This window comes from Bradyrhizobium liaoningense, from assembly GCF_018130955.1.
GTDB lineage: Bacteria > Pseudomonadota > Alphaproteobacteria > Rhizobiales > Xanthobacteraceae > Bradyrhizobium > Bradyrhizobium liaoningense_C.
The window spans coordinates 61,966-81,035 of record NZ_JAFCJM010000031.1; the positions used below are offsets into that span (position 1 = coordinate 61,966).

Below are 19,070 nucleotides of genomic sequence, written 5' to 3' on the forward strand. Positions count from 1 at the left end.
GCTATCGGAGTTGCCATATGACCGGACCATGGACAGTCGCATCGAATCCTCTTCGCTCGCCGGTACGGCGCCGGACACCATTTCCATCGCCAACGTCAATCTCTCACTGGGCACAGGCGCGGCACGCGTTCACATTCTCAAGGATATCAGCCTGCGGGTCGGATCGGGCGAGGCGATCGGCCTGATCGGCCCGTCAGGCTCGGGCAAATCCACGCTGCTGATGGTGATGGCGGGGCTGGAGCGTCCTGATAGCGGAGAGGTGGTGGTCAACGGCACGCCTTTCAATGCCCTCGACGAGGACGCGCTCGCCCGCTTCCGCGGCCGCCAGGTCGGCATCGTCTTCCAATCCTTTCACCTGATCCCGACGATGACCGCGCTGGAGAACGTCGCGGTGCCGCTCGAACTCGCCGGCAATCCGGATGCGGCGAAGCGCGCGGCGCAAGAGCTCGCGTCGGTCGGGCTCGGCGATCGCCTGCACCATTATCCCTCGCAGCTCTCAGGCGGCGAGCAGCAGCGCGTCGCGCTGGCGCGTGCGCTCGCGCCCGACCCCGCGATCCTCGTCGCGGACGAACCCACGGGCAATCTCGACGAGGCCACCGGCAAGCAGATCGTCGACCTCATCTTCGGCAAGCATGCCGAGCGCGGCATGACGCTGGTGCTGGTGACGCACGACTCCTCGCTCGCGCATCGCTGCGATCGCGTGATCCGCCTGCGCTCCGGGCGCATCGACACGCAGACCGTCAGCTCATGAGCGTCGCCAGCGAACCGTTTGCGCGGCGTAGCGCCGTCGCGCTCTCGATCCGCTACGCCTTGCGCGAATTGCGCGGCGGCCTGCGCGGCTTCTACGTCTTCATCGCCTGCATCGCGTTAGGGGTGATGGCGATCGCCGGCGTCGGCTCGGTGTCTGCCAGCCTCAGCGACGGGCTGGCGCGCGAGGGCCGCACGCTGCTCGGCGGCGATGCGTCCTTCGTACTGTTCCAGCGCGAGGCCAAGCCGGAGGAGGTCGCCTTCCTGCGCTCGCGCGGCACGGTCTCGATCGCGGCGACCCTGCGCGGCATGGCGCGCTCGGCCGAGGGCAAGCTTGCGCTGGTCGAGATGAAGGCGGTCGACAACGCCTATCCGATGCTCGGGCAGTTGACGCTGGTGCCACCGCTGCCGCTCTCCGACCTGCTTAGCGAACGCGACGGCACGTTCGGCGCCGCCGCCGATCCGACGCTGCTCGCGCGCCTCAGCCTGAAGACCGGCGACCGCGTCACCATCGGCAATGCCAGCTTCCAGATCCGCAGCACGGTGGAGGCCGAGCCCGACAAGCTCGCGGGCGGCATCGGCTTCGGGCCGCGCTTCCTGATCAGCGAGGCGGGCCTGCGCGCCACCGGGCTGCTGCAGCCGGGCAGCCTCGTGCGCTGGGTCTACCGGGTGAAGCTGCCCGACATCGCCAACAGCGAGCGCGCGACCGAGACCTTCATCAGCGATGCGCGGGCCGCGGCGCCACAGGCCGGCTGGGAGATCCGCAGCCGCTCCAACGCCTCGCCGCAGCTCGAGCGCAATATCAACCGCTTCACGCAATTTTTGACGCTGGTCGGCCTGGCCGCCCTCCTGGTCGGCGGCGTCGGCGTCGCCAATGCGGTGAAGAGCCATATCGACCGCCGGTTAGAGGTGATCGCCGCGTTCAAGGCGGTGGGTGCAACGGGCCGCGACGTGTTCGGCATCTATCTCGCCCAGGTGCTGCTGCTCGCCGGCATCGGCTCGGTGATCGGCCTGGCGCTCGGCGCTGCGATGCCGTTTGCGATTGTCGGCCTGTTCGGAAAGCTGCTGCCGCTGCCGGTGGTGCCGGCGCTGCACGCCGACGAGCTCGCGCTGTCCTTCGTCTACGGCCTTTTGACCGCGCTCGCCTTCGGCCTGTGGCCGCTCGGCCGCGTCCACGACGTGCCGGTCGCCGCATTGTTTCGCGACACGATCAGCACCGAATGGCACCGGCCGCGCTGGCGCTATCTCGCCTTCATGGCCGTCGTGGTCGCCCTGCTCATCGCCGTGGTGATCGGCCTGTCCTACGACAAGCGCATCGCCGCGGTGTTCGTGCTCTCCTCCGTCGTGGTATTCGCGCTGTTGCGCGGGATTGCGGCCCTGCTGATGACGATCGCGCGAAAACTGCCGCGCACAAGGCTGCCGATGCTGCGGCTTGCGATCGCCAACATCCACCGGCCCGGCGCGCTGACGCCATCGGTGGTGCTGTCGCTCGGCCTCGGGCTCGCCGTGCTCGTCACCATCACCCAGATCGACGGCAATCTGCGCCGGCAGTTTCTGGCGGCGCTGCCCGACCGTGCGCCGTCGTTCTACTTCATCGACATTCCGAGCGCGGAAGCCGCGCGCTTCGACACCTATCTGCACGAGATCGCGCCAGGCGCCAGGATCGAGGACGTGCCGATGCTGCGCGGCCGCATCGTCGCCGCGCGCGGCGTCAAGGCCGAGGAGCTGAAGCCCGCGACCGACGCCGAATGGGTGCTGCAGAGCGACCGCGGCCTGACCTACACCAGCGAGTTGCCGAAGGGCTCGAAGGTCGTCGAAGGCGAATGGTGGCGTGCCGACTATGCCGGCCCGCCGCTGGTCTCGATGGAGAAGAAGATCGCCGACGGGCTCGGGCTGACCATCGGCGACGAGGTCGTCGTCAACGTGCTCGGCCGCGACATCCCGGCGAAGATCAGCAATTTGCGCAACATCGACTGGCAGGGGCTCGGCATCAATTTCGTCCTGGTGTTCTCGCCGAACGCCTTCAAGGGCGCGCCGCATACCCATATCGCGACGCTGACCGAGGCCACTGGCGATGCGGCCGGCGACGGCAAGATCATCAAGCAGGTGGCCGACGCCTATCCGATGGTGACGAGCGTCCGGGTCCGGGAGGTGATGGAGACAGTCGGTTCGGTCGTGACCAACCTCGTGCTCGCGATCCGCGGCGCCAGCGCGGTGACCCTGATCTCCGCGATCCTGGTGCTGGGCGGCGCGCTCGCCGCCGGCCATCGCCACCGGGTCTATGACGCCGTGATCCTGAAGACGCTGGGCGCGACGCGGCTGCGGCTGCTCGGCGCCTACGCGCTGGAATATCTCCTGATTGGACTGGCCACCGCCGTGTTCGGCGTCATCGCCGGCAGCATCGCGGCCTGGATGATCGTGACGCGGCTGATGACGCTGACATTCGTCTGGCAAGCGGGTAGCGCGGCCGGCGTGGTGGTTTCCGCACTGGTCGTCACCGTCGGCCTCGGGCTCGCCGGGACGCTCTTGGCGTTGAACCAGAAACCGGCCACGGTGTTGCGGAATTTGTGACAAATTGAAGCGGCAAGCCGCGTGGGTCCCGGGACGCCGCGAATCCGCAGATTTTGGGGTTAACTGCGTCCGCTCGCTGGAATTGCACCCCTGAGGGCGACATTCAGCCGCGCGTGGACGCTTGCGGCGAATGTGTTAGTTTCCCACATATCGATCGGGTTCGGATCCCGAAATGTTAGCCAATTTTAATGTCGGCCAGCATCGGTATCCGAGATAGGATTTGACGAACCGGGCGGCGCGGGGACCTGAGTGCCGGACCGGACAACCAACGGGAATTCGACCATGTCGGACCTAGACCGTAACTACACTTCTCCTTTCGGCCGGGCCGCCGGGCGCGTAGACGCCGCGACGGTCGATGCCGGACTGCGCGCCTACATGCTGCGCGTGTACAACTACATGAGCGTTGGCCTCGCCATCACCGGCTTCGCCGCGCTCGGCGTCTACATGGCCGCCGTGACGTCGGATCCGTCGGGCGCCGCCGCGAAGATCGGCAGCTCGTTCCTGACGCCGTTCGGCTACGCGATGTTCGTGAGCCCGCTGAAGTGGCTGTTCATCCTGGCGCCGCTGGCCATGGTGTTCGTCATCTCGGCCGGCATCAACCGCCTCGCTCCGTCGACCGCCCAGATCCTGTTCTGGGTGTTCTCGGCGCTGATGGGCATCTCGCTGTCCTCGATCTTCCTGGTGTTCACGCACACCTCGATCGTGCGGGTGTTCTTCATCACCGCAGCCACCTTCGGTGCGCTCAGCCTCTACGGCTACACCACCAAGCGTGACCTGAGCGGAATGGGCTCGTTCCTGTTCATGGGCCTGATCGGGATCATTATCGCGAGCCTGGTGAACCTGATCGTGGGAAGCTCCATGCTGCAGTTCATTGTGTCGGTGGTCGGCGTGCTGGTGTTTGCCGGTCTCACCGCCTGGGATACGCAGCGACTGAAGAACGACTACATCTACGGCTACGCGGCGGCTGGCGGCGATATCGCCGAGCGTGCGGCGATCACCGGTGCGCTGTCGCTGTACCTCAACTTCATCAACCTGTTCACGCTGCTGTTGCAGCTCCTCGGACAGCGCGAATAAGCGCAGCACGAGCGAACGAGACCAGCCCCGGCCGCAAGGCCGGGGTTTTTGTTTGTCCACACCCGCCGTCATTCCGGGGCGCGCGGAGCGCGAACCCCAATGCGCAGTTGCGCATTGTGGAATCTCGAGATTCCGGGTTCGGCTCTTCGAGCTGCCCCGGAATGACTCGGGGTACGTCTGCCATCGAGCGAGCCCGGCCACGACGTATGCAGAAACAGCGTTGCTCCATCGAGCTCCGCTGCTATCTTCAGCCCATGGCCGCACCTGAAATCAGGCCCACGACCGAGGCCGACCTTCCCGCCATCACAGCCATCTATGAGCACGCCGTTCGCCATGGCACGGCGACGTTCGAGCTCGAGCCGCCCGACCTCACCGAGATGACACGGCGCTACAGGGCGCTGATCGACGGCAACTATCCCTATTTCGTGGCCATGCTCGACGGGCGCGTGGCGGGCTATGCCTATGCCGGCGCCTACCGGCCGCGGCCGGCCTACCGCTTCACGGTGGAGAACTCGATCTATCTCGATCCGTCGTTCCATCGCCGTGGCATCGGCCTCGTCCTGCTGGAGAAGCTGATCATCGAATGCGAGGCGCGCGGCTTCCGCCAGATGATCGCCGTGATCGGCGACTCCGCCAATGCCGGTTCGATCGGCGTCCACACCAGATGCGGCTTCAAAATGATCGGCACGCATCCCAATGTCGGCCTCAAGTTCGGCCGCTGGCTCGATACGGTGATGATGCAGCGCGACCTCGGCGAAGGCGCAAGCACGGTTCCGGCGGCCTAGTCCCGTTTCATATTTGTCGTCATTCCGGGATGCGCCGTAAGGCGCAGGCCCGGAATCCATACCCCCGACTGGTGGTTATGGATTCTCAGATGCGCAATTGCGCGTCGTAGCTCGCGACTTCGTCGCGCCCCGGAATGACAAGAAGAGATTGTCACACCACCGCGAGCTTGCGGTCGATCACCAGCAGCACGCGTTCGAGCTCGTGGCCACGGCGCAGGATCAGGCCGGTCGCCGAGATCACGCTGTACATGCCCTGCTTGCGCGCGAGCCGCGGGTCTTTCTCGATGCGGTAGATCGGCACCTCGGAGGCGCGGCGGAACACCGAGAACACGGCGCGGTCCCTGAGGAAGTCGATGGCGTAATCGCGCCACTCGCCGTCGGCGACCATGCGGCCGTAGAGATTGAGGATTCGGTTCAGTTCGAGGCGGTTGAACGTCACACGGTTGGGCGGGGAACTCGCAGCGGCGCTTCGCGCCACTGCGCGCTGCTCGCTCGGATCGGCTTCCTCCGACGTCAGATTCATGGAGCGCCTCCTGTCGCATGGCACCACGATCCCGCGCGCGAAGTTCCCTTCGCAGTCCCTTGTCGCAGTCCCCTGGCGCCGATCATGACAGTTGCATGATTGCGCCAACCGTGCGCCGCCGCAAGGGGCGCCGCCGTGGCGCCCGTTCAATTCGTGCCTTGACCGCAGCTTGCGGCTGTGGAACCCGCAAGCGACATACCGTCACGGGATCGTTAGCAGGAATCATAGTCTCGCCTCTTTTCCGCCTAGGGCCTGCCGCCCTGCACTGCGAAAAGATTCGTGTGCGTTGGCCCGGTCCTTTCGGTTCCGGATTCCTCAGCCCCCAGCCCCCCGGGGTCGTCAGGATCGGGCCTGTTCGCACGAGGAGGACCAACGCGAGTTGGTCCTTTTTGTTTGTCGGGATGTTCCCGCCGACGCGTCAGTGCAGAGACGTATACGCCGCACCCAGCATGGGCCCAGGCTTCTCGCGCGTGCCGTCCTGGACGTAGACCACCGCGCCGTCGACGCCCTCGCGCGTCAGATTCTCCAACGGCACTGTCCAGTTCTCTGCGCTTCCGGTCCAGTCGCCGACCTTCAGGAGATTCCGCACCACGTTGTGGTAGGTGATCTGCTGTCCGCGGTTCTCGCCGCGCGCGATCGAGATCGGCACCGCCTTGGTGATCGAGCAGATCCAGACCTCGCCATGCGATCCTGCCGGCGGCTTGCCGGCGGCCACCGACACGTTGAGTTGGCGGCCGGCGACCGACATCGTCACCGGCACGCTCATCACCGACTCGCTTTTGACAGTCTTGCCGATCGCGCTCTCGATGCCGGCGCGATCACTGCCGATGACATGCGCGGAGCCGTTGACGACGACCTGCGGCGTGTAGACCTCGCGATCGCCGCGCATGCGCGAATAGGCGCGCTGGCGCGCCGAGAAGCGCGAGTCCGCCAGCGTGTCCTTCCAGCCGAGATAGTCCCAGTAGTCGATCGGCATGCTCAGCGCGATGATCGAGGGATCGTTGGCGAGTTCGCCGATGATCTTGTCGGCGGGCGGACAGGACGAGCAGCCCTGCGAGGTGAAGAGCTCGACCACGGCGCGGGGCTCGGCCTGGGCGGGACGAATGATGGCGATGATTGCGCAGACACTCAGCGCACCGGTCCAAAGCGCACCGGACCACCGCGAAAGAGGAGAGGCTATCATTGCTGTCATGTCGAACGCCGCAAACCGTAGCTCATGTCGAGGGGAATCTTATCGCCGATTGGTCACCGTAGTCTTACGGGCAAATCTTCTGCCAACTCTTGCGACACAGAAAGACTTGCCATTCGGGGCGGGATTTCCCGCAGAATGAGCTGTTTTCTTCGTGCCGCAAACGCGCGAAGGCGGCCTTTGATAGGCCGCCTCCCCCAGAGTCGCCACTCACTTCGCAGTGAGCCATCGTTCACAAATCCGCGTGCTACGCCGCGAGTTTGCGCAGCACGTAGTGCAGGATGCCGCCGTTGCGGTAGTAGTCGAGCTCGTCCAGCGTATCGATGCGGCAGAGCAGCGAAACGCGCTGCAGCGAGCCGTCGCCGGAGACGATTTCCGCGGTCAGCTTCTGGCGCGGCTTGAGATCGCCGACCAGACCCCGCAGCGTGACCTTCTCGTCGCCCTTGAGGCCGAGCGACTGCCAGGAGGTGCCTTCCTCGAAGGTCAGCGGCAGCACGCCCATGCCGACGAGGTTGGAGCGATGGATGCGCTCGAAGCTCTGGCAGACCACCGCGCGCACGCCGAGCAGGCGCGTGCCCTTGGCAGCCCAGTCCCGCGAGGAGCCGTTGCCGTATTCGGCGCCGGCGAAAACGACCAGCGGCACCTGCTCCTGCTGGTACTTCATCGCGGCGTCGTAGATCGACATCTGCTCGCCGTCGGGCCAGTGCTTCGTCAGACCGCCCTCAGGGATATTTCCATCCGCGCCCTTGAGCATGAAGTTCTTGATGCGGATGTTGGCAAAAGTGCCGCGCATCATCACTTCATGGTTGCCGCGGCGCGTGCCGTACTGGTTGAAGTCGGCCGGGCGCACCTGGTGCTCGCTGAGATATTTTCCAGCGGGCGAGGTGAGCTTGATCGAACCGGCCGGCGAGATGTGGTCGGTGGTGATCTTGTCGCCGAACATCGCGAGGATGCGCGCCTCGACGATATCGGTGACCGGCTCCGGCTCCTTCTTCATGCCTTCGAAATAGGGCGGGTTCTGCACATAGGTCGAAGACATGTTCCAGCGATAGGTCTCGCTCTCGACCGTCTTGATCTTGCGCCAGTTGGTGTCGCCCTTGAACACGTCGGCATACTTCTTCTTGAAGATCGACGCGGTCACGAACTTCTTCATGAAGGCGTTGATCTCCTTCGTCGTCGGCCAGATGTCCTTCAGGTACACCGGCTTGCCGTCCTTGCCCTCGCCGAGCGGCTCGGTGGCGAGGTTCTTGGTGACGCTGCCCGCGAGCGCGTGGGCAACGACGAGCGGCGGCGAGGCCAGATAATTGGCCTGCACGTCCGGCGAGACACGGCCTTCGAAGTTGCGGTTACCGGAGAGCACGGCGGCGGCAACGATGCCGTTGTCGTTGATCGACTTCGAGATCTCTTCCGGCAGCGGACCGGAATTGCCGATGCAGGTGGTGCAGCCGAAGCCGACCAGGTTGAAGCCGACCTTGTCGAGATCGGCCTGCAGGCCGGAGTCCGCGAGATAGCCCGCGACCACCTGGCTGCCCGGGGCGAGCGAGGTCTTCACCCACGGCTTGGCCTTGAGGCCCTTCGCGGCGGCGTTACGTGCCAAGAGGCCGGCGCCGATCAGCACGCTCGGATTCGAGGTGTTGGTGCAGGAGGTGATGGCGGCGATGACGACGTCGCCATGGCCGATCTCGTACTTCTTGCCTTCGACCGCGAAGCGCTTGTTGGGCTCCTCGGCCTTCTTGTACTCGGTGCCGAGCGCGAGCGAGAAACCTTCGGCGACCGACGGCAGCGCGATGCGGCCTTCGGGACGCTTCGGGCCGGCCATCGACGGCACGACGTCGGCGAGATCGAGCGTCAGCGTTTCCGTAAACACCGGATCGGCCGACTTGGCGGTGCGGAACAGACCCTGCGCCTTGGCATAGGCCTGCACCAGCGCGACGCGCGGCGCGGCACGGCCGGAGGTCTTGAGGTAATCGATCGCGGCGGCGTCGACCGGGAAGAAGCCGCAGGTCGCGCCATATTCCGGCGCCATGTTGGCGATCGTGGCCTTGTCCGCGACCGAGAGATTGTCGAGGCCGGGGCCGAAGAACTCGACGAACTTGCCGACCACGCCCAACTTGCGCAGCATCTGCGTCACTGTGAGCACGAGGTCGGTGGCGGTGACGCCTTCCTTCATCGCGCCCTTCAGCTTGAAGCCGACGACGTTGGGCAGCAGCATCGACAGCGGCTGGCCGAGCATGCAGGCTTCCGCCTCGATGCCGCCGACGCCCCAGCCGAGCACGGCGAGACCGTTGACCATGGTCGTGTGCGAGTCGGTGCCGACCAGCGAGTCCGGATAAGCGACCTCGAAGGTGCCGGTCTTCTTGCCGACCGTCATCTTCTCCTTCTTGGTCCAGACCGTCTGGGAGAGATATTCGAGATTGACCTGGTGGCAGATGCCGGTGCCGGGCGGCACGACGGAGAAGTTCGAGAACGCCTTCTGGCCCCACTTCAGGAACTCGTAGCGCTCCTGGTTCTGCTTGTATTCCTCGGTGACGTTCTTGGCGAAGGCCTTGTTGTCGCCGAAGAAGTTCACAATCACGGAGTGGTCGATGACGAGATCGACCGGCACCAGCGGGTTGATCTTGTCAGGCTCGCCGCCGAGCTTCTGCATCGCGTTGCGCATCGCCGCGAGATCGACCACCGCGGGCACGCCGGTGAAGTCCTGCATCAAGACGCGCGCGGGACGGAAGGCGATCTCATGCTCGAGCGACTTCTTGCGCAGCCATTTGGACACCGCGACGATGTCCTCCTTCTTGACCGAGCGGCCGTCCTCGTTGCGCAGCAAATTCTCCAGCAGCACCTTCATCGAATAGGGAAGTTTGGAAATTCCCTTCAGACCATTCTTCTCGGCCGTGGGCAGGCTGTAATAGACATAGGTCTTGGCGCCGACCTTGAGGGTCTTTTTGCATTTGAAGCTGTCGAGCGAGGTCATGTAGGAAATCCCAATTGTTAGTTATACCCGGCAAGGGTATTTTAACACCGTCAGCGAATCCGGCTGGGTCGCTTGCAGGGGCAGGTTGAGTGTGCTGCATCAAGTAGTTCCGGGCTTATAGAAGCTTTCTAACCGCCCCGCCACACCGACAATCGTGCTGCAGCAATTCGCGAGCCCATAATTCTGATGCGCTACCCCCAGCTTTCCTAAGGGCACCGAAAAGAGACGCCATGCAGCTTTCTGGAAGCGCGATCCGATGCGTGCGGGGCGGCCGCGAGATCTTTGCCGGTCTCGATTTTCACGCTTCTGCCGGCGAGGCGCTGGCGGTGGTCGGCCGCAACGGGTCGGGCAAGACCTCGCTGTTGCGGCTGATCGCGGGGCTGCTGGTGCCGGCCGGCGGCACGATCGCGCTCGATGGCGGCGATGCCGAGCTGACGCTTCCCGAGCAGTGCCACTATCTCGGCCATCGCGACGCCCTGAAGCCGGCGCTCAGCGTCGCCGAAAACCTGTCGTTTTGGGCCGATTTTTTGGGCGGGGAACGCAGTGACGCCGGAGAAAGCCTCGCGACCGTGGGAATCGACCATGCCACCGATCTGCCGGCTGGGTTCCTGTCGGCCGGCCAGCGCCGGCGGCTGTCGCTCGCCCGCCTGCTGACGGTCCGCCGCCCGGTCTGGCTCCTGGACGAGCCGACCACGGCGCTGGATACGGCCGGCCAGGACATGTTTTGCAGCCTGATGCGCGATCACCTCGCGCGCGGCGGCCTGATCGTCGCGGCAACCCATGCGCCGCTCGGCATCGACTCGCGGGAACTGCGGATCGGGGGTGCAGCGTGAGGAGTGCCTACCCTCAGCTTTTCAACGGCCCCCGGCAGGCGCGAGGTGCGGCATGACCGCCCTCTCCGCACTGATTCGCCGGGACATAAGGATCGCGCTCAGGGTTGGCGGCGGGGCGCTGATCGGGGTGCTGTTCTTCCTGACGGTCGTGGTGCTGATGCCGTTTGCGGTCGGGCCGGATCTGGCGCTGCTGTCGCGGCTGGGACCGGCGATCCTCTGGCTGGGCGCGCTGCTCGCGAGCCTTTTGACGCTCGACCGGCTGTTCATGGCCGACCATGACGACGGCTCGCTCGACCTGATCACGATGAGCCGGACGCCGCTGGAACTTTCCTGCGCGGCAAAAGCGCTGGCGCATTGGCTCGCCAGCGGCCTGCCGCTGATTGTCGCAACCCCCGTGCTCGGGCTCTTGCTCAACCTCGACATGGTCGCAACCGGCGCGGTGGCGCTGACCCTGCTGGCGGGCACGCCGGCGCTGACCTTCACCGGCATGATCGGCGCGGCGCTGGCCGTGACGCTGCATCGCGGCGGGCTGCTGATGGCCGTTCTGGTGCTGCCGCTGTCGATCCCCGTGCTGATTTTTGGCGTTGCGGCCTCTCAGGCCGTCATCGTCGGTCCCCTGACGTTCGGGGCGCCGTTCTCGATCCTGTGCGCGCTGTCGCTGGTCAGCCTCGTCATCGGGCCATTTGCGGCCGCCGCCAGCCTCCGACATGGCTTGGACTGACTGGGCTGGACTGACCTTGACCCCGATCAACTTTCGCACACCTCTTTCGTGCTGATTGCCACCCGTCACCCCCGCGACTATCAGGATGCCATGACGCTGATCGACCTCGCCAATCCCACGCGGTTCCTCGCGCTGACAGCGCGCGTGCTGCCTTGGCTTGCGGCCGCGACGGTGATCCTGCTCACGATCGGCCTCTATCAGGCCTCGCTCGCGCCCGACGACTATCAGCAGGGCGCGACCGTCAAGATCATGTTCATCCACGTGCCCAACGCCTGGCTGTCGATGTTCGTCTGGGGCGTGATGAGCATCGCTTCGCTCGGCACGCTGGTGTGGCGCCATCCGCTCGCCGACGTCGCCGCCAAGGCGGCCGCACCGATCGGCGCGGCCTTCACCTTCCTCGCGCTGCTCACGGGATCGCTCTGGGGCCGGCCGATGTGGGGCACCTATTGGGAGTGGGATGCGCGGCTCACCTCCGTCCTGATCCTGTTCCTGATGTATCTCGGCCTGATGGCGCTGTGGCGCGCGGTCGACGATCCCTCGCGTGCGGCGCGCGCGGCGGCGGTGTTGACGCTGGTCGGCGCGATCAATCTGCCGATCATCAAATTCTCGGTCGACTGGTGGAATACGCTGCATCAGCCGGCCTCTGTCATGCGCATGGGCGGCTCGGCACTCGACAAGTCATTCTTGATCCCACTGCTGGTGATGGCGATCGCGTTCACGCTGCTGTTCCTCACGCTGCATCTGGCGGCGATGCGCAACGAGATTTTGCGCCGCCGCGTCCGCTCGCTGCAGATGATGCAGGCGAGCCGCGTCGCGTTTTCGAGCGAGGTGGGTGCCGGTTCGCGCCAGGAAACCGCATCAAAAGAAGCAGGCGCCGCATGATGATGTCGCTCGGTCCCTACGCCTCCTTCATCGTCACGTCCTACCTCGCCGCCGCGGTCGTGGTGATCATCCTGATCGCCTGGGTCGCGCTCGACTATCGCAGCCAGACCCAACGCCTGCGCGCGCTGGAGGAGAGCGGCATCACGCGGCGCTCCGGCCGCAGCGCGACGGATATGCGATGAGCGAACACACGACATCGGCAGCGGCGCCGCGCCGCACCTTCCTGGTGGTGCTGCCGCTGCTCGCGTTCCTCGGGCTCGCGGCTCTGTTCTGGTTTCGCCTCGGCAGCGGCGATCCCTCGAAGATACCCTCCGCGCTGATCGGCCGGCCCGCGCCGCAAACCATGCTGCCGCCACTCGAAGGGCTCAAGACTGACGGCGCGCAGGTGCCGGGGCTCGATCCCGCTGCATTCAAGGGCAAGGTCAGCCTGGTCAACGTCTGGGCGTCCTGGTGCGTGCCCTGCCACGACGAGGCCCCGCTGCTCACCGAGCTCGCCAAGGACAAGCGTTTTCAGCTCGTCGGCATCAACTACAAGGACGCTGCCGACAACGCACGGCGCTTCCTGGGGCGCTACGGCAATCCTTTCGGCAGCGTCGGCGTCGATCCCAACGGCCGCGGCTCGATTGAATGGGGCGTCTATGGCGTGCCGGAGACGTTCGTCGTCAGCCGCGAAGGCACCATCGTCTACAAGCTGGTCGGCCCGATCACGCCGGGCAATCTTCAGACGGTGTTGATGCCGGAGTTGGAGAAGGCGTTGAAGTGACGACAGTCATTCCGGGGCGATGCGACAGCATCGAACCCGGAATCTCGAAATTCCGGGTTCACGCTTCGCGTGCCCCGGAATGACAGCAGAGAAAGCTACCCCTTCCTCACATCCCCCGCCTCGGCCTCGCTGGTCTCCAGCGATACCGGCGCCAGGTGATAGCGCTTGGTCAGCGGCATCTGTGCAATCGCAAAGATCATGGTCAGTGGCGTCACGCCAAAGACCTTGAAGTTGACCCAGAAATCCGTGCTCTGGGTCCGCCAGATGATCTCGTTGAGGATCGCCATCCCGAAGAAGAACAGCGCCCAGCGCAGCGTCAGGATGCGCCAGCCCTGCGAGGTCAGGTTGAACACCTGGTCGAACATGACGGCAATGAAGGAGCGGCCGAACAGCAAGCCGCCGCCGAGGATCGCCGCGAACAGGCCGTAGATGATGGTCGGCTTGACCTTGATGAAGGTCTCGTCGTGCAGCACCAGCGTCAGCGTGCCGAACACAAGCACGATCACGCCGGTCACGATCGCCATGATCGGGATGTGGCGCGTCACCACATAGGACGCGATCATCGCAGCGACGATGGCGACCATGAAGGCACCGGTCGCCGCGAACAGGTTGAACTTCGCATTCACGAAGAAGAAGACGAGCAGCGGACCGAGCTCGGTCGCAAGCTTGAACAGCGGATGCGGCTGGGTCTTGTCCATCTCAGCTCTCAATTCCAGCAATGGCGCGGGCAAAGTCGCGCGCGGTGAAGGGCGCGAGATCGTCGACGCCTTCGCCGACGCCGATGAAATGCACCGGCAGTTTGAACTTTTCGGCCAGCGCGACCAAAATGCCGCCGCGCGCGGTGCCGTCGAGCTTTGTCATCACGAGGCCGGTGACGCCAGCGGTGCGGTGGAACGCCTCGACCTGGGACAGCGCGTTCTGGCCGACGGTGGCGTCCAGCACCAGCAGCACCGCATGCGGCGCGGAGGCGTCGACCTTGCGGATCACGCGCACGACCTTTTCGAGCTCGTTCATCAGCTCGGCCTTGTTCTGCAGACGGCCCGCGGTGTCGATTAGGAGCACATCCATTTTCTGTTCGGTCGCCGCCGTCAACGCGTTGAAGGCAAGGCTCGCTGAATCCGAGCCTTGCGCGCCTGCGATGACCGGCACCTTGGTGCGATCGCCCCAGACCTTCAGCTGCTCGATCGCCGCGGCGCGAAAGGTGTCGCCGGCGGCCAGCATGACCTTGCGGCCTTCGGCCGAGAATTTTGCCGCGAGCTTGCCGATGGTCGTCGTCTTGCCGGAGCCGTTGACGCCGACGACGAGGACGACAAAGGGCTTTTTGCCCGCGTCGATCACCAGCGGCTTGGCAACCGGCGCCAGCACCTTCTCGACTTCGGTCGCGACGACGTCCTTCACCTCGTCGGCCGAGATCGCCTTGTCGTAGCGGCCGGTGCCGACGGCATCCGCGATGCGGACTGCCACTTCGGTACCAAGATCTGCGCGCAGCAAGACATCCTCGATGTCGTCGAGCATGGCGCGGTCGAGCTTGCGCTTGGTGACGAGGTCGGCGACCGCCGTGCCCAGCGACGACGACGTGCGCTTCAGCCCGTTGGAGAGGCGGCGCCACCAGCTCAGTTTGGGGGTGTCGGTGGTATCGTTCATCGTGGCGTGTTAGCCGTTCCGGCCCATAAACGAAAGTCTTGACCGAAAGTCCTGCAATTGCTCGATGTTCCCGAATTGACCGCTGACGAGATTTTGGCGCGCGTGCTTCATCGCGACGGGCTGATGCTGGTCATCGACAAGCCGGCCGGGCTCCCCGTGCATCGCGGCCCCAAGGGCGGCGCCAATCTGGAATCTTCCTTCGACGCGCTCCGCTTCGGCTTGCCGCGGCCGCCGGTGCTGGCCCACCGGCTGGACAAGGACACCTCCGGCTGCCTCGTGCTTGGCCGCCATCGCAAGGCAACCGCCTCGCTCGGGCTGCTGTTCAAGCATGGCAAGATCGGGAAAACCTACTGGACCGTGGTCGAGGGCGGTCCCGCCGAGGACGAAGGCACGATCGACCTGCCGCTCGGCCGCCTCAATGCCGAGCGCGGCTGGTGGCAGAAGCCGGACCCGGAGGGGCAGAAGGCCGTCACCAACTGGAAAGTGATGGGCCGGGGCGAGGGGTTTACCTGGCTCGCGATGGAACCGGTGACCGGCCGCACCCATCAATTGCGCGTGCATTCGGCGGCCCAGGGCTGGCCGATTTTTGGCGACAACATCTACGGCAACGGTCCGCGCTTCGGCGAACCGCGGCTGCATTTGCATTCCCGCGAGATCGTGGTGCCGATTTCCAGGAACAAGCCACCTGTGCGCGTGGTGGCTCGTGCGCCGGCGCACATGCAGGAGCGGCTCAGGGCCTGCGGCTGGAACGGGGAGTAGCGGCGTTTCGATTTGCTCCCGGACGGCATGCTTAACGAACCATTCAGCGGTCGTCTCTAAAGATATCGGTTGCTTAGAAAAAGCATCCCTATCCCGCTCAGGACGAGCAACGCGCCATGCCGCAGGCCCAGCAATCGATCATCGACGAGGTCGACGCGGCCATCCGTCTCGGCTCGCCCGAGAAGCGCATTGAAACCGCGCAGCGCGTCACCGACCTGTTCCTGTCCTCTGCCGGCAGCTTCAATGACGAGCAGATCGAGCTGTTCGACGACGTGCTCGAGCGGCTGATCAAGACCATCGAGCTGCGGGCGATCGCCGACATGGGCGCGCGCATTGCGCTCGCCGAAATCAGCACCCAGCTCGCGCCGGTCGCGCAGGCGCCGCCGTCGGTCATTCGCCGCCTCGCCCATCACGACGAGATCAGGATCGCCGGCCCCGTCCTGCAGGAATCGCCGCGGCTCGGCGAAGACGAGCTGATCGAGATCGCGACGACCAAGAGCGAGCAGCATCTGCTTGCGATCTCCGGCCGCTGGTGGCTGAAGGAGGTCGTGACCGAAGCGCTTTTGGCCCGCCGCTATCCGAGCGTCAGCAGGAAGATCGCCGCCAACCCGGGTGCGCGGTTCTCGCCGAAGGGATTCGCGACCATCGTCGGCCAGGCCGAGAGCGACCCCGAATTGACGGTCCGGGTCGGCGTGCGCATCGACCTGCCCTCGGATCTGCGCCGGCAATTGCTGCGTTCCGCAACCGACGCCGTCCGCCAGCGCCTGTTGTCGCGCGCCCCGCAGCATCTGTTCGAGGAAATCCAGAACGCCATCGCCTCGGTTGCCGCGGGCGCCGACCGCGACATGTCAGGCATCCGCGATTTCGTCGGCGCCAAGCGCGCCGTCGACAAGCTCAAGGAGACCGGTCAGCTCACCGAGGCGACGCTGCGCGGATTTGCCGTGCAGCGTCGCTACGAAGAGGCCGTGGCCGCACTGGCGGTGCTGGCAGACACCACCGTCGAGGTCATTCGCCCGCTGATGCAAAGCCTGCGCGACGACGGCCTGCTCGTGCCGTGCCGCGCCGCGCAGTTGAGCTGGGAAACCACCAGCGCCATGCTGGAATGCCGCTACGCCACAGGCGCCATGCGGCCAGCCGATCTCGCCAAGGCGCAAAACCATTTTGCGCGGATGACGCCGGAGAACGCGCGGCGCACGCTGCGGTTCTGGCAGGTGCGGGCGTCGTAGGACGCTCTCTTCCTCTCTTCCTCTCTTCCTCTCTTCCCCTCTCCCCTTGTGGGAGAGGGTGGATTCGATGCGTAGCATCGAAGACAGGTGAGGGGTCTCTATCCGCGAGTGCATCTCTCTCAAGTTGAGTTCGCCGATAGAGACCCCTCATCCGGCGCTTCGCGCCACCTTCTCCAAGGGGAGAAGGGAAGGCAGCGTCATGCCGCCGTCAGCCGCTCACCATCGCTGCCGCTCATCCTGAGCGGCACCACGCTTCCCACGCACTCACCCGCAACCGCTACCGGCAAATAATGCTCCGTCCGCCCCTGGCGGTCGCTCTCGATCAGCACCTGGCGCGTTGCGCCGATCTCGGCTTGCAGCCGCTTCTGCAACGCCGCCTCACCAGCCGCGCGTAGTCGCCTCGCGCGCTCCTTGATCACGGCACCCGCGACCTGCGGCATGCGCGCGGCCGGGGTGCCCGGGCGCGGCGAATAGGGGAAGACGTGGAGGAAGGTAAGGCCGCATTCTTCGACCAGATCGAGCGAACGCGAAAACATCTCATCAGACTCGGTCGGAAAGCCCGCGATGATGTCGGCGCCGAGCGCAATGTCCGGCCGCAGCCGGCGCACCTGCGCGCAAAAATCGATCGCGTCACTGCGCAGATGCCGACGCTTCATGCGCTTCAAAATCATGTCGTCGCCCGACTGCAGCGACAGATGCAGATGCGGCATCAGCCGCGCATCACTGGCGATGGCATCGAGCAGGTCGGAATCGGCCTCGATGGAATCGATCGAGGAGATGCGCAGGCGCTTCAATTCTGGCACATGCCGCAAAATCTGCTTCGTCAGCAGACCGAGTTTTGGCGTGCCCGGAAGATCAGTGCCATAGCTCGTGAGATCGACGCCGGTCAGCACGATCTCGGCATGGCCGCGCTGTTGGAGCGCGCGCACCTGCTCCACGACAGCGCCCATCGGCACCGAGCGCGAATTGCCGCGGCCGTACGGGATGATGCAGAAGGTGCAGCGATGATCGCAGCCGTTCTGCACCTGCACGAAGACGCGCGGCAGGCCGGCGGCAAAACCGTCGATGAGATGCGGCGCCATCTCCCTGACCGCCATGATGTCGCCGACCGCGATCTTGTCGCCCGCGCCGAGATCGAAGGCGGTCCGCGCCGCGCGCCAGGCGTCGCCCTTCATCTTGTCGTCATTGCCGACGACGCGATCGACCTCTGCCATCTCGGCGAACATGCCAGCTTGCGTCTGCGCCGCGCAGCCGGTGACGACGATGCGCGAGGTCGGCCGCTCACGCTTCAATTTGCGGATCGATTGCCGCGCCTGCGCCACCGCCTCATTGGTGACGGCGCAGCTATTGATGACGATGGTGTCGGACAGTCCCGCGCCTTCCGCCTCGCGGCGGATCACCTCGGCCTCGAAGGCGTTGAGGCGGCAGCCGAAGGTGACGATGTCGACGGCCATCAGGCGACCGGCGCGAACAGCGCCGGATCGAAATTGCCCTCATATTCGAAGGTCGCCGTGCCCGTCATCAGCACGTGATCGTCGCGCTCGCGCCACTCGATGCCGAGCTTGCCCCCGGGCAGCGTGATCTCCACGTTGCGATTGGCGCGCTTCAGCCGCGCGGCCGCCACGGCCGTGGCGCAGGCCGCCGAGCCGCAGGCCCTGGTCAGGCCGGCCCCGCGCTCCCAGGTGCGGATCGTGATGTGGTCGCGATCGACGATATGGGCGAGCGTGATGTTGGCGCGGTCCGGGAAGACCGGATGATTTTCCAGCAGCGGACCAAAGCGGCCAAGGTCATAAGCGTTGACGTCGTCGACCCAGAAGATCGCGTGCGGATTGCCCATGCTGACGGCCGAGGGCGAATGCAGGATCGGCTTGTCGATCGGCCCGATCTGCAATTCGATGTAGCGGGTGTCGCGAAACTCTTCCGCCAGCGGAATGTCCTGCCAGCCGAACTTCGGCGCGCCCATGTCCACGGTATAGAGATCCGGCGCCGGACCCTGCCAGCAATTGAGCAGGCCCGCTGCGGTCTCGAAGGTCGCCGTGGTCTGCCCGGTTTTCTCGAAAATCCGCCGCACCACGCAACGCATGCCGTTGCCGCAGGCGCCGGCCAGCGAGCCGTCACTGTTGTAGATGCTGATGAAGGCTTCGGTGCCGTCGAGCCGCGGCTTCTGCAGCACCATGAGTTGATCGTAAGGCACGCCGCCCTGCTCGGAGGCCACCGCGCGGGCGTCATCCGGCGTGACGCGGCCGGCGGAATCGCGCATGTCGACGACGACGATCTCGTTGCCGATGCCATTCATCTTGGCAAATGCGTGATTGGCCAGCGCGCTCATGAAATATCCTGAATTTCGCCTGTCTTATATGGCGATCATTGGTGGCTTGACCAGTG

General features: G+C 65.3%; 18 protein-coding genes. 11 read left to right on the top strand and 7 right to left on the bottom strand.

Going from position 1 to position 19,070, the window contains the following annotated elements; translation table 11 throughout:
* The first annotated feature begins 28 nt into the window (after positions 1-28).
* The 4 genes from JQ632_RS23850 to JQ632_RS23865 all read left to right on the top strand — a co-directional run bounded on the left by JQ632_RS23850 (position 29) and on the right by JQ632_RS23865 (position 5,177).
* Positions 29-751 (top strand): ABC transporter ATP-binding protein, encoded by a 723-nt coding sequence (locus JQ632_RS23850; protein ID WP_212405028.1) that lies wholly within the window; start codon positions 29-31, stop codon positions 749-751.
* Positions 748-3,318 carry an ABC transporter permease gene (locus JQ632_RS23855; RefSeq protein WP_212405029.1) on the top strand — a complete coding sequence of 857 codons (2,571 nt, stop codon included), beginning with the start codon at positions 748-750 and terminating at the stop codon, positions 3,316-3,318. Before JQ632_RS23850 ends, JQ632_RS23855 begins: the two co-directional genes overlap by 4 nt.
* Positions 3,319-3,600: 282 nt before the next feature.
* Positions 3,601-4,392: a Bax inhibitor-1/YccA family protein gene (locus JQ632_RS23860; protein WP_212405030.1), complete on the top strand. Its 792-nt coding sequence runs from the start codon at positions 3,601-3,603 to the stop codon at positions 4,390-4,392.
* A 254-nt stretch (positions 4,393-4,646) separates the two neighbouring features.
* Entirely contained in the window at positions 4,647-5,177 is a 531-nt protein-coding gene (locus tag JQ632_RS23865; RefSeq protein WP_212405054.1) for a GNAT family N-acetyltransferase, read from the top strand.
* 151 nt (positions 5,178-5,328) lie between these two features.
* Here JQ632_RS23865 and JQ632_RS23870 read toward each other — a convergent pair whose 3' ends face one another.
* The 3 genes from JQ632_RS23870 to acnA all read right to left on the bottom strand — a co-directional run bounded on the left by JQ632_RS23870 (position 5,329) and on the right by acnA (position 9,857).
* Positions 5,329-5,700, bottom strand: a complete 372-nt coding sequence (locus tag JQ632_RS23870) for a DUF2794 domain-containing protein (protein ID WP_212405031.1) — start codon at positions 5,698-5,700, stop codon at positions 5,329-5,331.
* Between the two features lie 418 nt (positions 5,701-6,118).
* Complete coding sequence (locus JQ632_RS23875; RefSeq protein ID WP_212405032.1) at positions 6,119-6,892, bottom strand: thioredoxin family protein; 774 nt, start codon at positions 6,890-6,892, stop codon at positions 6,119-6,121.
* Between the two features lie 244 nt (positions 6,893-7,136).
* The gene (gene acnA, locus JQ632_RS23880; protein ID WP_212405033.1) at positions 7,137-9,857 is read right to left on the bottom strand and encodes an aconitate hydratase AcnA; all 2,721 of its coding nucleotides are present in this window, start codon (positions 9,855-9,857) and stop codon (positions 7,137-7,139) included.
* Positions 9,858-10,087: 230 nt separating this feature from the next.
* Here acnA and ccmA point away from each other — a divergent pair, with 230 nt between their 5' ends.
* The 5 genes from ccmA to JQ632_RS23905 all read left to right on the top strand — a co-directional run bounded on the left by ccmA (position 10,088) and on the right by JQ632_RS23905 (position 13,056).
* Positions 10,088-10,690, top strand: coding sequence for a heme ABC exporter ATP-binding protein CcmA (gene ccmA, locus JQ632_RS23885; RefSeq protein ID WP_212405034.1), 603 nt, complete (start codon positions 10,088-10,090; stop codon positions 10,688-10,690).
* Between the two features lie 52 nt (positions 10,691-10,742).
* Positions 10,743-11,411: a heme exporter protein CcmB gene (gene ccmB, locus JQ632_RS23890; protein ID WP_212405035.1), complete on the top strand. Its 669-nt coding sequence runs from the start codon at positions 10,743-10,745 to the stop codon at positions 11,409-11,411.
* Positions 11,412-11,501: 90 nt separating this feature from the next.
* On the top strand, positions 11,502-12,293 hold the full coding sequence (locus JQ632_RS23895; RefSeq protein ID WP_212405055.1) for a heme ABC transporter permease: 792 nt from the start codon (positions 11,502-11,504) through the stop codon (positions 12,291-12,293).
* Positions 12,290-12,475, top strand: coding sequence for a heme exporter protein CcmD (ccmD, locus tag JQ632_RS23900; RefSeq protein ID WP_212405036.1), 186 nt, complete (start codon positions 12,290-12,292; stop codon positions 12,473-12,475). Before JQ632_RS23895 ends, ccmD begins: the two co-directional genes overlap by 4 nt.
* Positions 12,472-13,056 carry a DsbE family thiol:disulfide interchange protein gene (locus tag JQ632_RS23905; protein WP_212405037.1) on the top strand — a complete coding sequence of 195 codons (585 nt, stop codon included), beginning with the start codon at positions 12,472-12,474 and terminating at the stop codon, positions 13,054-13,056. Before ccmD ends, JQ632_RS23905 begins: the two co-directional genes overlap by 4 nt.
* A 95-nt stretch (positions 13,057-13,151) precedes the next feature.
* Here the strand turns inward: JQ632_RS23905 and JQ632_RS23910 are convergent, their stop codons facing one another.
* Together JQ632_RS23910 and ftsY are read right to left on the bottom strand one after the other, a co-directional pair.
* Positions 13,152-13,754, bottom strand: a complete 603-nt coding sequence (locus JQ632_RS23910; protein ID WP_212405038.1) for a septation protein A — start codon at positions 13,752-13,754, stop codon at positions 13,152-13,154.
* Between the two features lies 1 nt (position 13,755).
* The gene (ftsY, locus tag JQ632_RS23915) at positions 13,756-14,700 is read right to left on the bottom strand and encodes a signal recognition particle-docking protein FtsY (protein ID WP_212405039.1); all 945 of its coding nucleotides are present in this window, start codon (positions 14,698-14,700) and stop codon (positions 13,756-13,758) included.
* Positions 14,701-14,757: 57 nt separating this feature from the next.
* Between ftsY and JQ632_RS23920 the strand changes: the two genes are divergently transcribed.
* On the top strand, positions 14,758-15,459 hold the full coding sequence (locus JQ632_RS23920; RefSeq protein ID WP_212405040.1) for an RluA family pseudouridine synthase: 702 nt from the start codon (positions 14,758-14,760) through the stop codon (positions 15,457-15,459).
* A 116-nt stretch (positions 15,460-15,575) separates the two neighbouring features.
* Complete coding sequence (locus JQ632_RS23925; RefSeq protein ID WP_212405041.1) at positions 15,576-16,685, top strand: DUF2336 domain-containing protein; 1,110 nt, start codon at positions 15,576-15,578, stop codon at positions 16,683-16,685.
* Between the two features lie 197 nt (positions 16,686-16,882).
* Here JQ632_RS23925 and mtaB read toward each other — a convergent pair whose 3' ends face one another.
* Together mtaB and dapF are read right to left on the bottom strand one after the other, a co-directional pair.
* Complete coding sequence (gene mtaB / locus JQ632_RS23930) at positions 16,883-18,139, bottom strand: tRNA (N(6)-L-threonylcarbamoyladenosine(37)-C(2))-methylthiotransferase MtaB (protein WP_212405042.1); 1,257 nt, start codon at positions 18,137-18,139, stop codon at positions 16,883-16,885.
* Positions 18,139-19,014: a diaminopimelate epimerase gene (gene dapF / locus JQ632_RS23935; protein ID WP_212405043.1), complete on the bottom strand. Its 876-nt coding sequence runs from the start codon at positions 19,012-19,014 to the stop codon at positions 18,139-18,141. Before dapF ends, mtaB begins: the two co-directional genes overlap by 1 nt.
* Positions 19,015-19,070 lie beyond the last annotated feature (56 nt).

Excerpts from the sequence above, each read along its gene's own strand:
- JQ632_RS23865 (WP_212405054.1), top strand. The coding sequence starts at position 4,647 with ATGGCCGCACCTGAAATCAGGCCCACGACCGAGGCCGACCTTCCCGCC.
- JQ632_RS23870 (WP_212405031.1), bottom strand. The coding sequence starts at position 5,700 with ATGAATCTGACGTCGGAGGAAGCCGATCCGAGCGAGCAGCGCGCAGTG.
- dapF (WP_212405043.1), bottom strand. The coding sequence starts at position 19,014 with ATGAGCGCGCTGGCCAATCACGCATTTGCCAAGATGAATGGCATCGGC.
- JQ632_RS23895 (WP_212405055.1), top strand. The coding sequence starts at position 11,502 with ATGACGCTGATCGACCTCGCCAATCCCACGCGGTTCCTCGCGCTGACA.
- acnA (WP_212405033.1), bottom strand. The coding sequence starts at position 9,857 with ATGACCTCGCTCGACAGCTTCAAATGCAAAAAGACCCTCAAGGTCGGC.
- ccmD (WP_212405036.1), top strand. The coding sequence starts at position 12,290 with ATGATGATGTCGCTCGGTCCCTACGCCTCCTTCATCGTCACGTCCTAC.
- JQ632_RS23905 (WP_212405037.1), top strand. The coding sequence starts at position 12,472 with ATGAGCGAACACACGACATCGGCAGCGGCGCCGCGCCGCACCTTCCTG.
- JQ632_RS23860 (WP_212405030.1), top strand. The coding sequence starts at position 3,601 with ATGTCGGACCTAGACCGTAACTACACTTCTCCTTTCGGCCGGGCCGCC.
- JQ632_RS23925 (WP_212405041.1), top strand. The coding sequence starts at position 15,576 with ATGCCGCAGGCCCAGCAATCGATCATCGACGAGGTCGACGCGGCCATC.
- ccmB (WP_212405035.1), top strand. The coding sequence starts at position 10,743 with ATGACCGCCCTCTCCGCACTGATTCGCCGGGACATAAGGATCGCGCTC.
- mtaB (WP_212405042.1), bottom strand. The coding sequence starts at position 18,139 with ATGGCCGTCGACATCGTCACCTTCGGCTGCCGCCTCAACGCCTTCGAG.
- ftsY (WP_212405039.1), bottom strand. The coding sequence starts at position 14,700 with ATGAACGATACCACCGACACCCCCAAACTGAGCTGGTGGCGCCGCCTC.
- JQ632_RS23910 (WP_212405038.1), bottom strand. The coding sequence starts at position 13,754 with ATGGACAAGACCCAGCCGCATCCGCTGTTCAAGCTTGCGACCGAGCTC.
- ccmA (WP_212405034.1), top strand. The coding sequence starts at position 10,088 with ATGCAGCTTTCTGGAAGCGCGATCCGATGCGTGCGGGGCGGCCGCGAG.
- JQ632_RS23855 (WP_212405029.1), top strand. The coding sequence starts at position 748 with ATGAGCGTCGCCAGCGAACCGTTTGCGCGGCGTAGCGCCGTCGCGCTC.
- JQ632_RS23875 (WP_212405032.1), bottom strand. The coding sequence starts at position 6,892 with ATGACAGCAATGATAGCCTCTCCTCTTTCGCGGTGGTCCGGTGCGCTT.
- JQ632_RS23850 (WP_212405028.1), top strand. The coding sequence starts at position 29 with ATGGACAGTCGCATCGAATCCTCTTCGCTCGCCGGTACGGCGCCGGAC.